Annotated in this window: 12 protein-coding genes; 1 reads left to right on the top strand and 11 read right to left on the bottom strand. The window is 54.7% G+C overall.

Translation table 11 applies throughout. From position 1 onward, the window contains the following. Positions 1–177: 177 nt before the first annotated feature. Entirely contained in the window at positions 178–2,109 is a 1,932-nt protein-coding gene (locus tag RUESEDTHA_RS07450; protein WP_255431643.1) for a DUF3604 domain-containing protein, read from the bottom strand. A 304-nt stretch (positions 2,110–2,413) separates the two neighbouring features. On the opposite strand from RUESEDTHA_RS07450, the gene RUESEDTHA_RS07445 reads away from it, so the two are divergent. Further along, positions 2,414–4,297, top strand: a complete 1,884-nt coding sequence (locus RUESEDTHA_RS07445) for an aminoacylase (RefSeq protein WP_180885726.1) — start codon at positions 2,414–2,416, stop codon at positions 4,295–4,297. Positions 4,298–4,507: 210 nt separating this feature from the next. Here the strand turns inward: RUESEDTHA_RS07445 and RUESEDTHA_RS07440 are convergent, their stop codons facing one another. The 10 genes from RUESEDTHA_RS07440 to RUESEDTHA_RS07395 are packed head-to-tail and all read right to left on the bottom strand — an operon-like array spanning position 4,508 to position 12,431. After that, a complete protein-coding gene (locus RUESEDTHA_RS07440) occupies positions 4,508–4,882 on the bottom strand; it encodes a phosphate acetyltransferase (RefSeq protein WP_180885725.1) in 375 nt (124 codons plus the stop codon). Further along, complete coding sequence (locus RUESEDTHA_RS07435) at positions 4,882–5,232, bottom strand: MaoC/PaaZ C-terminal domain-containing protein (protein ID WP_180885724.1); 351 nt, start codon at positions 5,230–5,232, stop codon at positions 4,882–4,884. The genes RUESEDTHA_RS07440 and RUESEDTHA_RS07435 overlap by 1 nt, the downstream gene beginning before the upstream one ends. After that, positions 5,225–6,715 (bottom strand): class I adenylate-forming enzyme family protein, encoded by a 1,491-nt coding sequence (locus RUESEDTHA_RS07430; RefSeq protein WP_180885723.1) that lies wholly within the window; start codon positions 6,713–6,715, stop codon positions 5,225–5,227. Before RUESEDTHA_RS07430 ends, RUESEDTHA_RS07435 begins: the two co-directional genes overlap by 8 nt. A 5-nt stretch (positions 6,716–6,720) precedes the next feature. Beyond that, entirely contained in the window at positions 6,721–7,488 is a 768-nt protein-coding gene (locus RUESEDTHA_RS07425; RefSeq protein WP_180885722.1) for an enoyl-CoA hydratase/isomerase family protein, read from the bottom strand. Continuing rightward, positions 7,485–8,081: a TetR/AcrR family transcriptional regulator gene (locus tag RUESEDTHA_RS07420; RefSeq protein WP_180885721.1), complete on the bottom strand. Its 597-nt coding sequence runs from the start codon at positions 8,079–8,081 to the stop codon at positions 7,485–7,487. Before RUESEDTHA_RS07420 ends, RUESEDTHA_RS07425 begins: the two co-directional genes overlap by 4 nt. Then, on the bottom strand, positions 8,078–8,863 hold the full coding sequence (locus tag RUESEDTHA_RS07415) for an alpha/beta fold hydrolase (protein ID WP_180885720.1): 786 nt from the start codon (positions 8,861–8,863) through the stop codon (positions 8,078–8,080). The genes RUESEDTHA_RS07420 and RUESEDTHA_RS07415 overlap by 4 nt, the downstream gene beginning before the upstream one ends. Beyond that, a complete protein-coding gene (locus RUESEDTHA_RS07410; RefSeq protein WP_180885719.1) occupies positions 8,860–9,918 on the bottom strand; it encodes a branched-chain amino acid ABC transporter permease in 1,059 nt (352 codons plus the stop codon). The genes RUESEDTHA_RS07415 and RUESEDTHA_RS07410 overlap by 4 nt, the downstream gene beginning before the upstream one ends. A gap of 1 nt (position 9,919) precedes the next feature. Beyond that, positions 9,920–10,951, bottom strand: a complete 1,032-nt coding sequence (locus RUESEDTHA_RS07405) for a branched-chain amino acid ABC transporter permease (protein WP_170464589.1) — start codon at positions 10,949–10,951, stop codon at positions 9,920–9,922. Further along, on the bottom strand, positions 10,952–11,674 hold the full coding sequence (locus RUESEDTHA_RS07400; RefSeq protein WP_180885718.1) for an ABC transporter ATP-binding protein: 723 nt from the start codon (positions 11,672–11,674) through the stop codon (positions 10,952–10,954). Beyond that, positions 11,667–12,431: an ABC transporter ATP-binding protein gene (locus RUESEDTHA_RS07395; protein ID WP_180885717.1), complete on the bottom strand. Its 765-nt coding sequence runs from the start codon at positions 12,429–12,431 to the stop codon at positions 11,667–11,669. Before RUESEDTHA_RS07395 ends, RUESEDTHA_RS07400 begins: the two co-directional genes overlap by 8 nt. Positions 12,432–12,466 lie beyond the last annotated feature (35 nt).

Raw genomic sequence — 12,466 nt, 5'->3', positions numbered from 1 at the left:
TGATGGATATATTTGGACGTTCAATCAGTTGAAAACGTCGAAGCTCAAGGTCAAATTCGGTTTGCGATGGTCATGCGATCCGATCTAACTAGAGGTTGCTATGCGGACAAATCGGACGTTTGCTCTCTTAAAATAACGCCACTTTTTGGCTCCTATTCAAGCTTACCTATGCAGTATTCAGCTTGGCGAATACCAAATCGGTGAAGTGTATGCGCGCTCAGTTGTCACCATTGGGACGTAGTTCGGCATTTCTACGCCAAAGCGTTTCGCTTCATAAGCGGTCCATCGAGGTGTTGGGATTTCGATCACACGAGCGTAGTAAAAGGCTTGTAATGCAGGATCAAACTCTGGATCTTCCCAAACCCCAATCAATTCACCCGATCCAATAGTGTTGGTCCACGTTGCGTTTTCCACATCAACGGTATTGCCGACGTCCGGTAATTTGCCGTCGGCATCCATCTCGCGATCCCCTGCCCATACTGCGTTGAAAATTTTTTCTTGGGTATCGCCGTTTTCATCAACCCAACCTTTGACGATCTGAATGCGGTCGAGGTTTCCAGAGAGCGGGTCTTTAAGAGCAGCAACTAGAAAATTGGGGCTTTTGCCTTCTTGGGCGTTCGTCAGGTTGCCCCCCATCGGTACGCCTTTCCTATAGCCTGCATCTGCCGGTAGGCGAAGCGAGGCGTCTTCTGCTGTGAAATCATAGCCCCCAAAAAACCTAACAACCATGCGAGAACCCGTTGTCGCATAGGTTTCTTTGCGTTTCATTGCATCAAAGATTGCCTCTCGAGTGTTTTCAACAGCCCATACTCCGCCAAGTCCTCCCGCTGCTTGCTTCCATCCATAGATAGAAAGATCGGGATCGGGTGCTTCAATGACCAAATGTTCCCAGCGGTTCGGTTCAGGTTCTACGCCAGAGTGCTTTCCGAAAAAGTTGTCTTCTTGGGCTGTTGCCATGCCAGTATGCGAGTCCGTCGCACCGACCATCCCGAACTTAAAAGGATTCACCCCAAGTTCTTGTTCAACTAACATGCCGCGCTTCAATGCTTCGCGCGCATACTCACCGGCTAGCATCTCGGGCCGTTTCAGTTCCGTGCCGTTCAAATTGGCAGCATCCCACGTATCGAAGTCTGCGAACTCATCCTCAGGGCTTAAGAACGGGTGCGCTTCACCGTCGCCCTTTATTTGTGTGGCTTCATAAAGAGGTTCAAATCGTGAGCGAAGACTCGCGATTTCTTCTGTAAGAGCTGAACCATCATAGGCGTTCATCGAAAACATCCGCCCGTTTGACAGGTTCCCGTTATGCGCAATAGCGAGAACTTCGCCGCCAGTTCGTTCTTCGTACTCGGACAGAAATGCCCACAAGTCTTCCGGATTTTTACTGTCGTATTGCGAAAATGGGCGAGTTTGATTGGCTCTGAACTGCCCATCTCTAAACAGAACGTTGCGATGAAGGTTGTTTGCACCTTCTGTGGTGTACTCATATCCGATTATCGCAGAAAAGACGCCAGGTTCGTTATAGCTGTCGGCCAGCTCAGTGTATTCTTCCCAAGCGTGTTTGATGGCCTTTGGATTGTCTATTGGCGGTTCGTCATCAGAAAGGGAAGCTACGATTTCCATCGCTGTAGTAAAAGCCAGCTGGGGATCTCCTGCGGTCAATGCTTCGTACCAGGCCTTTCCTTGCGGGGTCGCCAAGACTTCCGCGTCCCCGGCGAGAAGCTGCGGCATAAGGCCATACATCTCGGCGTGATCAGACACTACAATCCAGTCGAGCGGACGTGATAGCTTCGCGCGTAGACCATGAGTAGTGGTTACTTCTTCGCCACGCGCAAAGCGGAATGCCTGCTCCTGCGTGAGCCGAGTCATAGTGCCCGCATCAACAGATACAGACGTGTGGAGGTGAGAGTCTCCCCAGAGAGGTCGTTGCGGAAAGTTTCGGCCGGCATAGGGCGAGAATGCATCCGGTGCTAGAATAACTTCCGTGTTTTCTTGCTCCGTTTGAAATTCTTGCGCGGAAATGGCTGATGCCCACGTCATTGAGCAACCAAGTACAATGTAGGCGATGGTTCCTGCTTTTCGGCGGCATTCTTGAAGGATCAAATTTGGCATCCTTATCTCCCGAAAGTTGAAAACACGTACAGTGAAGCATAGTCAACAATTCCTAATTGCTCAAATTCTACGCAGTTGAACGAACCATTAGCACGCTGAAGCACGTTTCTCGCCAAGACTGCGTTGGGATCGAAGCGGTCGCTCGCAGAGTTTGGGCGAATTTCTGCTCTGCGGACAAAGCCGTCGCTCAAAAACGGAACACGGCGAGCATTTGGTGTTGCTCCGCATTGGCTTTTGTGATGCCACCCCCAACGTTGCTGGAATTATGCAGTCACCGTAAGCTTTGCTGGACGGGAGGATTCGCATGAGACTTGTTTCTACAGCGGCGGCCATAGCTTTGGCTGCGGCTTCGGTACACGCACAAAGCTACGATGTTGTAATCCTGAACGGTCGGGTCATGGACCCCGAGACTGGGTTCGACCAAATAGCAAATGTCGGGATCAACAACGGTTGGATCACAGCAATAACGACCGAGGCTATCAAGGGCGAGGAGACGATAGATGCCACCAACCACGTCGTCGCACCCGGATTCATTGATCTTGAACAGCATGGGCTTGATCCCTGGGGTATCAAGGTGAACCTCCGCGATGGTGTCACCACGCAAATGGACTTTGAGGTGGGTGCGGCCAACATTGGCGAGTGGTACGACGCGCGGGCCGGTGTCACCCAAGCGAACTATGGGACTGTTGTAGGACAGGAATATGCGCGCATGCGGGTCCACGACGGGCTTGTGCTCGAAGGTGGAGACATCGATTTTCGAAATTTCTTCGCGCTTCGTGCAGAATCCGTAGAAGATGGAGTTGAAGGCTGGTCTTCTGTGCCGAGCAACCGCGAACAGATGAACGAGATAACAGCGCAGCTCGACGAAGGTTTGCGCCTGGGAGCCATAGGCGTCGGGTCGACCATCGGCTATGCCCGTGAAGGCATTACCACCTATGAAATGTTCGAAGCGCAACGCGCTGCCTCTCGCTACGGCAGGCTCACCTCTGTCCATCACCGATTTCACCCGAGCGCATCCACACCGACCGAGACCCAGACTGGTGTGAATGAAATCCTTGTCAATGCGATGGTTCTGCAGGCACCGCTGCACATCCATCATGACAATGACTACGGTTGGTGGGAGAACCAGGAAAAGCTGCAGATGGCGAGAGACCAAGGCTACAATGTTTGGTCCAGCTATTACCCTTGGACGGCCGGTTCGGGAAATTACGGAGCCTCAATTATCGCCCCTGAAAATTGGGAAGGATCAATGGGTTACAAGTATGAAGAAACCATCTTTGACCCTCAACTCAATCGATACGTGACCAAAGAAGAGTTTCTCGAATTTGCTGAGAATGAACCGGGGCGAACTGCCATTGTTTTTAGCCCACCAAGGGAGCAATGGTTGAACGATTGGATCACTATCGCGGGCTATGGGATTTCAGGTGATGGTATGATGGGTCTCGATGTCGAGGGTCAGCCTTTGAGGTGGGAATCGCCATATGAAGACTATGCCGGGCATCCAAGGTCGGCAGGCAGCCATGCACTTGTGCTTCGGATGGCGCGAGAAGCGGACGTGCCACTGATGCTCACATTGACCCAATTGAGCTATATTCATGCTAAACGCCTTGGCGATACCGGTTTGCTTGCGATGCAAGTACGCGGACGCATGCAGGAAGGCATGGTGGCTGACATCACTATTTTTGATCCTGAAAACGTCACTGAAAATGCGAACTATACACTGGGACAGCAGGGCTTGCCGTCTACTGGAATTCCCTTTGTTTTGGTGAACGGAACCGTTGTTGTCCGCGATAGTGTTGTTCAGCGAGATGTTTTTGCAGGGCAAGCCATACGGTTCCCGGTGGAGGAAGAGGGACGATTTGTACCTGCGGGTCGCGAGCAAATCATGGGAATTCTGACACCGGATACTGGTACGACACGCCCGACATTGCTGCAGGACATCACAAATGATGAGGCGAAACTTGAGCGCAATACACCTGCCTCAAAACAGTTCGCATACGTCAAACCAATTGATCCTTTCGACTGGTTTTCGCCTCGAAACGGCCTCGACGACAGCGCACTGTTCTTCTGCGTGTTGCATGGGCGCTACGAGGACAAGAACACCGCTGCACGAGACTGGGCAATGGCAATGGCAGCGAAGCGAGGCGGTGCTCCAAGAAAAAATTTCGATCCGCTGGAAACTCAATAGGCAAGGGCGAAAAATCAACTCCGTTGACGCTGATAGAACTGTGGGCGCTTCGGCAACATATTGGGCTTGGTTAGTGGTGCTGACGTCGTCTGCATTGGGCTCCAAACTGTCATTCGCTGCGCTCGCCGGGAGCGTCCGCTTTACAGACAGACCTTTTGTTAAGTGGATTCCAAGGAAGGATTGCTCTTTCTTTTCAGGATCGTTGCAAATCTATGTTTGCTCGGGAAAGGCACCATACACATCCTTAGCTTTTACTAAGCTGCGACCTTCGCAAATCACTATGCCGTCTGGTGTCGTACAACAGGCCCATAGATCCACCAGGTGTTTTTCAGGGCGCAGTTTAGTAATCGTAACTTGCGCTGTCAGGACTGTGTTAAATGGTGCCGCCGCATTAAACTGTAGCTCTTGTTTTAGGTAGTTGGTGCCTGAACCTGGTAGCTCGACCCCAAGTAGGTAAGAAAACAAAGCGGCGACCAACGGTTCTGGGACGCTTTCGGATTTGCTCCCACTCAGCGACGTGAAAACGCTCATGTCCTCTTCGGTGTATCGTCGGGTGATTTGAGCTGATTGTCCTAATTTCAGCATCAGATCTCGACCTCTCCGATCAAACATTCTGCACCGTCGGCAACCCTGACGACGCGCATATTCAGGCGTCTTTGGGTATCTTGCTTGATAGACAAGTCCAGGGGTTCTCCGGCAAAAGCCGGATTTGGGAACATTAGACTTTGTGAAGTCGTGTTGAGAGACGGGTCGTGTTGCTTCAGCATGCCCCAAAGCTTGGCGTAGAGCAGCATGCCATGAGACACCGTCCGACCAAATGCGGTGTTTGCGCAGAAATCCGGATCCACGTGGATCGCGTTGTCGTCACCGGACACGCGCGCGAAAGTATCGAAGTCATCCTGCATCGGCGTCCAGCGTTCTTGGATGTCAATCATGAATAAATGCCTCACTCAGGGCGGGCTTGCGAACTTTACCCGCAGCGGTACGAGGGAAATCTTCGACAATTCTAACATGCGCAGGCACTTTGTATCCGGCCAGGCGCTCGCGGCACCACGGAAGCAAACTTTCAACACTAAGCGCTTCTTCCGGTCGCAGCAGAATGAACGCGGCGCCAACCTCCCCCCATTTGTCGTCGGGCACACCGATTACAGCTGCTTCGAGAACGGAGGGATGGGAATGTAAAACCCTTTCAACTTCAGCCGGATAGACGTTTTCTCCACCTGAAATGTACATGTCCTTGATGCGGTCAACGATGTAGTAATACCCGTCTGTATCGCGACGTGCGACGTCTCCGGTTTTGAGCCACCTATCTTCGGAAAAGGTATTTGCCGTGGCTTCCGGGTTGCCAAAATAACCCGGCGTCACACCGGGACCTTTGATGTGCAACTCGCCAACACCCTCCGTGCCATCGGGTACCCCGTACAATCGCACTTGCGCCAGGCTTTGTGGCTTGCCGACCGAACCGATCTTATGTTCGGCACGGGCGGCGTCCATCAGAAATACAGTTGGGCCAGTTTCGGTCATGCCCATTCCATTCAGGACTTTCACACCGCGTTCAGCAAAAAACTGGATCAGTGGTTCCGACAGAGGCGCACCGCCGCAACCGCAACGGATATTGCGCCAGTCAAGATCGTCAATCCAGGGGGCAAGCGACAACGCCTGATACACCGCGGGTACGGCGAAGAACTGGTTGATCTGGCCCGACGCGATCAGGTCACGTATCTCTTCCACTTCGAACTTTGGAAAGATGGTCGATGAACCGCCGGATAGAAAAATGGGCAGCGTGTATAGGTTAATCCCCGCTGTATGAAACAAAGGCAAGAAACACACAGAGCGGTCTGTTGACGCGATGTCGATGGCTTGCCCAATGTTTATGGTGTTTGCCCATGCCATTCCTGCGGTTTGAATGACGGACTTGGGCAGGCCCGTCGTCCCAGAGGTGAAAAGCAGATACCAAGGCCGATCGGATGGGATCAGAGCCGTCAACTCCGGGCCACCCTGCTCGATCCATCCGGCAAGGTCGTTTTCTATCGTCAAGAGCGGTGCCCCGACCTCTTTAGCCGTTTCGGCCGCAACCTTTTGGAATTCCGTGTCCGCAAGCATAATCGAGACACCAACTTGCTCTATGGTCTCCACAAGCTCTGGTGCGGGCTGACGCCAATTCAGTGGGCAGAGAATGATGCCTGTTTTTTGGCAGGCAAACAGGGTGATGAAGAACTCAGCGGAGTTCTGGCACAGGATGGCCACTCGATCGCCCTCGGAAAGACCTTGGGCAGTGAGTCCGGCGGCAACTGCATTGGCGGCTTCATTTATCTGACCAAAGGTCCAATCTCGCGAGGGCGCCGTGTCATGAAACGCCAGGGCACTGGGCGAAAGCTCCGCCCTTTTTGCGGCCATGTCAGGGATCTGTTCAAACATCTCTTTCATCCCCCATGTTGAAGGAATTCTTTCATCTTGGTCAGAGTTTCCGGTCGCCCAATGAGGGCCCGGAAAGCCTCGGTTTCTGCCTCAAGACGTGTTTTCACAACCGCCCGGCGCTTGTCGTCCCAGAACAGGGATTTTGTTGCCAGCGCAGTGCCGGTATCGATGTCGGCAATCAGCTTCGCGGCGCGCGTTTCGGGGTCAGGATCAACAGCCTGAACAAGCCCAAGGCCTTTTAGCTGCTCTGAACCCTTCCGATGGTTGGCCATTATCCAACCGCTTGCGTTTGCACCGCCAATTAAGTCCGGCAAGAGGGCGGTCCATCCGCCATCCGGAGCAAAACCCACCACTCCGTAATAGGGTTGAACAAAGGCGTCAGGCGCTGAAACCACCAGATCAGAGGCAAAAACCAATCCGGCCGAACCACCTGTAGCTGCACCGCGTATGGCCGAAGCCAGGACGACCGGCATCTCAACCATGCGCAAAACCAGCCCCTGCAGAACGGGTACAACTTGCGCTGTATAGCTTTCGATTTGCCCATCCCTCGCCGCCTTGGCGAACCGTCCGACATCCCCGCCGGTCGAAAAATTGCGCCCGCCTGAGATCAGCGCTTTTTGTACATCCGATTGATCCAGCGCATTAAATGCCCGGTGCAGTTCGGCCAGAAGGCCCGGTTCCAGAGCATTTGCGCGCGGCGCTTGCAATTGGATGTGGCAGCAGGGTTCCGAGTTCGGCAGTTCTATTGTTTGCCAAGTGACTAACCCGCTCATGGGGCCAGTCCGTTGCAGATCAACTCATGCGCTTCGGCAACAACGCGGTCGATATCGACATTGTCGTCCCAAAGCACGTAGCGCTCGCCCAAGGCCTTCGCGATCCCCATCAAAGCCCAGGCTCTGACCTCGGCATCACCTTCAGAAATCTCGCCCTTTTGCACGGCGTGTTCCAACTGATCGGCGTACGCTTTGCCAAACTCTTTGTAGTAGGTGCGATAGGCTTCGGGATCAACAAATCGGGCCTCTTCCACGATCCGGTATTGCAACGGGCGGTCGCGAACGACACGCAAATAGGCTTCAAGCCCTGCACGCTCGGCTTCCAAGCGGTTTGGCGCGTCCACGATCCGTTCGGTCGTTTGGGTTCTTGTGGCGCGGCCCATGTCCTCGACCAGCTCGCGAAACAGCTCTTCCTTACTGGAAAAGTAGATGTAGAATGTGCCAAGTGCCGTTTCCGCCGCACGTGTAATGTCGGCGATGGAAGCGGCGGCAAAGCCCTTTTCACCGATCACCTGCTCGGCAGCCGCAAGGATCTTTGCGCGGCGTTCGATTCCGCGTTTGGTTTTCGGTTGGGAAGCAGAGGATTTTGTCATCTTGATAGTGTCTTCCTTTGCTCGGTCTTTGCGCTTTGCAGTGTACTGACAAAGCGCCGGAGGGCATCGCAGAAGGCGTCGGGCTCTTCGAGATGCGGAGAATGGCCCGAGTTCTGAAAAATCTGCACCTCGGCCATAGGTGAGTGTCGCGCGATCCAGTTCGCTACGCCCGGATCATAAAGCCTGCTCTGCGCCCCCGCGCAAACCAGGTAGGGAATATCGATCGTGGCGATGATCTGCCGTGCATCCATTGCAACAAGATCGTCCCAAATCGGGCGCAGTGTTGTCGGGTCCTGCTTCAATAGAAGCGCCCTCATCGCGTCCTCGTCGGTCTCTTGCAGGCCGCTAGGCGCGTACATGTTACGCAGAATATTTTTGACCATGCTGCGCCATTGAAATTCGATCTTAGAGGACGTGGACAGAACAGCATCCGCGGTTTGGCCGCCCAGTCCAAACGTCCACTGATCGTCAGGCAGCAAACGTGGGCTCATGTCAATGGTGACCAGCCCGCCCAAGTTTTGAGTGCCTGCCTGCGCGAGATACTGCCATGCAACAGCGGCCCCCATGGACCAGCCGACTAGAATAGCATGATCCAACTGGTCGATGATTTTGCCCGCAACCTCGACACAACGCGCAAGGCTTGGCTCATCCTTTTCTCGGGAACCATGTCCGGGCAAATCCGGTGCATGGCAGTCGAAATCAGGCCCGAGCCGAGCTTTGACGTCGTCAAAAACCGCGCCATTCATGGCCCAGCCATGCAGGAAAACCAGCGGTACGCTCATGTGGTGCCCTGCCTGCGCAGGCGACCGACGATTCCGGTTGGGAAGAAATAGACGCTGAGAATAAACAGGATGCCCAGCCACATCAGCCAACGATCAGGATCAACAAGCTCGGAGATTAGTGGCAAGCCTTCGGTGGCATGAGATGCCGCCCCCATGAGGTTTTGCAGGTAGGTCTGCGCCAGTACGAAAAGCACCGCACCCAGCACCGCGCCATACATCGTGCCCATGCCGCCGATGACGACCATCAGCAGGATGTCGAGCATAATCTCGAAGCTCAGCGTTGTATCCGGACCGACATACCTTAGCCAAATTGCAAACAGGCTTCCGGCAAGGGCGGCAGTAGCCGCCGACAAGCAGGTCGCAGCCGTGCGATACCAGACCACCCGGTAACCGATTGCTTCGGCCCGAAAGTCGTTCTCGCGGATGGCTTGCAGGACACGACCAAACGGAGAATTCACGATACGCAGCAGAAGCAGGAACAGCGCCAGCGAGCTGAAGAAGATCAGGTAGTAGTTCAGGATCTTCCCGGTGAACTTGACCCCCATCACCTCGCCCATCCTGTTGGCAGAGGTCAGAACGCGCGGGATTTTATAGGTCAGCCCGTCTTCACCACCGGTTATGTCGGAGAACTGCGACACAAGAACTGCGACGGCAGAGGCAACGGCTAGTGTGATCATCGCAAAGAATATCGCGCGCACCCTGAGGCTGAATAATCCAATCAGCAGCGCCAGTACGATTGCCGCCAACGCGCCGAGGACCGTGCCGACCAGAAGGGCATCAAAGCCGCGCCCCATATGGGTGGATGCCAGTGCGACACCATACGCGCCCATGCCAAAGAACATGGTATGCGCAAAACTCACGATCCCAGTGTACCCAAGAAGCAGGTCATAACCCGCCACCAGCAGGATAAAGATGCAAATCCGAGCAGCAGTATCCAACGCTCGCACACCTTCAAAAAGAAACGGCGCTCCGGCCAGACAAATCAGGATCAGCAGCAAAAGCGCGGTTAAAATGGGGGACCGGGGCGTATCGCCAGATATCAGACGCACAATCATTTCATTTCGCCTTCACTACAGGCAGCATGCCTTGTGGCCGCCACATCAGGATTGCAGTCATCAGCGCGATGTTGGACACAAGCGCCAGTTTCGGTTCAAGGAACGCGACGTAGTTCTGCAAAAGCCCCACCAGCAGCGCGCCGATAAAAGCTCCCTCGACCGAGCCAAGGCCACCGATAATCGCCACGATGAAAACAAGGACCATCATGCGTTCGCCCATGCCCGCAGTGATAACCTCTTGATAAAGGCCCCACATTACACCGCCCAAGCCAGCAAGTGCTGATCCGGCAATGAATACGCCGACGAAAACCACGCGCAGCCGATACCCCAGCGCTTCGACCATCGGACCGTTTTCGACGCCTGCCCGCACGATCAGACCGATCTTGGTGCGGCGCAGGATCATGCGCATGGCGATGAACAAAACAGCGCCGATCCCCACGGCGAGAAGGCGGTACTTTTCCATCGCAGCGCCTGCAAAGGTGATCGCGCCTTTCAGCATTTCGGGGCGGTTGATAAAGATCTCATCCGGGCCCCAGATCACATGGATCAACTGTTCGATCACGATCAGGCCGCCGACAGTGACAAGGATTTGCTTTAGATGCGCGCCGTAAACGGGTTTGACTATCACTCTTTCGAACACCCAGCCCAACGCGCCAGTCACAGTCATCGCCGCCACAACCGCAAGAAAAACTGCCGACATGTTCAGCAGCAACGAGGTCGCTCCGGTCCAGTCGCCAAGTGCAATCAGGACCGAGACCCCGACGAATGCCCCGACCGATACGAATGCGCCGTGGCCAAAGTTGATGACATCCATCAGGCCAAACACCAGCGTAAGCCCGGATGCCATGATGAAAATCATCATCCCCATAGCGAGGCCCGAAACCGTCAAAGTCAGCCAGGACGATGGTGCCCCGATCGCGAAGAACCCAAGCACCACAAGGATCGGGATCAAGAGGAACGGCATCGCCTTGTCCAGACGCTCGCCCAGCGATACGTCTGCGAAGGTTGGTCTATGATCAGGAGCGGCCGTCATTCAGTGCGCCTCCATGCTCAAACCCATCAGGCTTTCCTGAAGGTCTTTGTTACTTGCAAGTTCCGCCATGGCCCCGGTCCAGATTACGCGCCCGTCATCCATGACTACGGCGCTGTCCCCAAGGGCTTTGGCGACCGAAAAATTCTGTTCCACCAGAAGGATCGAACGCCCCTGTGCCTTTAGGTCGCGCAGAGCGTTTGCCATGGTCGCAATGATGGCGGGTGCCAGGCCCTTGGTGGGCTCGTCAATCAGATACAGTTCGCGGTCTTCGGCCATGGCCCGGGCGATAGAGAGCATCTGCTTTTGCCCCCCCGACAGGTTACCGGCTTCGCTGTTCCAGAAGGTGCCCAGTGCAGGAAACGCACCTAGCAGCCACTCTTTCCGTTTTGGGTCAAGCGGACCAGAACTGGCACCCAGCACCATGTTTTCTTCGACCGTCAAATCGCTGAAGATACCCATATCCTCGGGCACAAAGCCAATGCCTGTGCGGGCGCGGGCAGAGACTGGCAGGCGTTTCAGGTCCTGCCCGTTATAGAGTATTTCGCCCGACTTCGCGGTCCATTGCCCCATGATCGTCTTGAGCGTCGTGGTTTTGCCCACACCGTTGCGGCCAAGCAGCATGGTTACTTCGCCACGTGGCACCTCAAAGTCGACACCTTGCAGGATGTGGTATTGCGCGATGTCGGTGTAAACATCTTTCAGCGTCAGGATTGGGTCAGACATGATCCAGCTCCTTACCCATATAAGCTTCTTGCACCACGGCCGAGGCCATGACTTCAGCGGGCGGACCGTCAGCGGCCAAGGCGCCATTGTGCAAAACGATAATTCGGTCAGCCAAGGTGCGGATTACGTCGAGCTTGTGTTCGACAAGCAGCACCGTTTTGCTGGTATCGGCCTTGATCTCGGCAATCAGGTCAAGGATCACCGGGGCCTCATCCACACTCATGCCTGCGGTCGGTTCGTCGAACATGTAAACCAGCGGGTCGAGACCAATAAGCATGGCCACCTCCAGCTTTCTCTGATCGCCATGCGACAGTTCGGTCACCAGTTGATCTTTCTGAGTATCAAGGCGAACCCGTTCCAGAATACCGCTGGCTTCCGCAGTCAATTCTGTGTGGCTGTCAGCCATCGAAAACAACCCAAAGCCTTTGTGTTTGCGCGACTGGATCACCAGCCGCAAGTTTTCAAGAACCGAAAGGTCGGGAAACAGGTTGGTCAATTGAAAGGCGCGCCCCAGACCACGGCGGCAGCGTTCAGCGACGCCCAGGCGGGTGATGTCTTGACCTTTCAGCGTCACAGTTCCGGCGGTCGCTGCGATCTGCCCCGAGATCAGGTTAAAGTACGTCGTCTTGCCTGCGCCATTGGGTCCGACAATCGCCGTCAGCTCTCCGGCGGGAAATTTGCAGGTCACCGCATCCACGGCCACATGCCCACCAAAGCGCACAGTAAGTGCGTCAGTTTCCAAAAGTATCTGGGTCATTGGATGAAGTCCTAAGGTCCCGGGGCAGGAAAAAC

Origin of the sequence: Ruegeria sp. THAF57, assembly GCF_903914075.1 — a bacterium.
Taxonomy (GTDB): domain Bacteria; phylum Pseudomonadota; class Alphaproteobacteria; order Rhodobacterales; family Rhodobacteraceae; genus Ruegeria.
Note: the sequence above shows the minus strand (reverse complement) of the source record. Positions and strands in the feature narration are given on the sequence as shown.

Coding starts and splice junctions, on each gene's coding strand:
- RUESEDTHA_RS07415 (WP_180885720.1), bottom strand. CDS start 8,863: ATGAGCGTACCGCTGGTTTTCCTGCATGGCTGGGCCATGAATGGCGCG.
- RUESEDTHA_RS07435 (WP_180885724.1), bottom strand. CDS start 5,232: ATGATTGACATCCAAGAACGCTGGACGCCGATGCAGGATGACTTCGAT.
- RUESEDTHA_RS07410 (WP_180885719.1), bottom strand. CDS start 9,918: ATGATTGTGCGTCTGATATCTGGCGATACGCCCCGGTCCCCCATTTTA.
- RUESEDTHA_RS07405 (WP_170464589.1), bottom strand. CDS start 10,951: ATGACGGCCGCTCCTGATCATAGACCAACCTTCGCAGACGTATCGCTG.
- RUESEDTHA_RS07425 (WP_180885722.1), bottom strand. CDS start 7,488: ATGAGCGGGTTAGTCACTTGGCAAACAATAGAACTGCCGAACTCGGAA.
- RUESEDTHA_RS07400 (WP_180885718.1), bottom strand. CDS start 11,674: ATGTCTGACCCAATCCTGACGCTGAAAGATGTTTACACCGACATCGCG.
- RUESEDTHA_RS07430 (WP_180885723.1), bottom strand. CDS start 6,715: ATGTTTGAACAGATCCCTGACATGGCCGCAAAAAGGGCGGAGCTTTCG.
- RUESEDTHA_RS07440 (WP_180885725.1), bottom strand. CDS start 4,882: ATGCTGAAATTAGGACAATCAGCTCAAATCACCCGACGATACACCGAA.
- RUESEDTHA_RS07450 (WP_255431643.1), bottom strand. CDS start 2,109: ATGCCAAATTTGATCCTTCAAGAATGCCGCCGAAAAGCAGGAACCATC.
- RUESEDTHA_RS07445 (WP_180885726.1), top strand. CDS start 2,414: ATGAGACTTGTTTCTACAGCGGCGGCCATAGCTTTGGCTGCGGCTTCG.
- RUESEDTHA_RS07395 (WP_180885717.1), bottom strand. CDS start 12,431: ATGACCCAGATACTTTTGGAAACTGACGCACTTACTGTGCGCTTTGGT.
- RUESEDTHA_RS07420 (WP_180885721.1), bottom strand. CDS start 8,081: ATGACAAAATCCTCTGCTTCCCAACCGAAAACCAAACGCGGAATCGAA.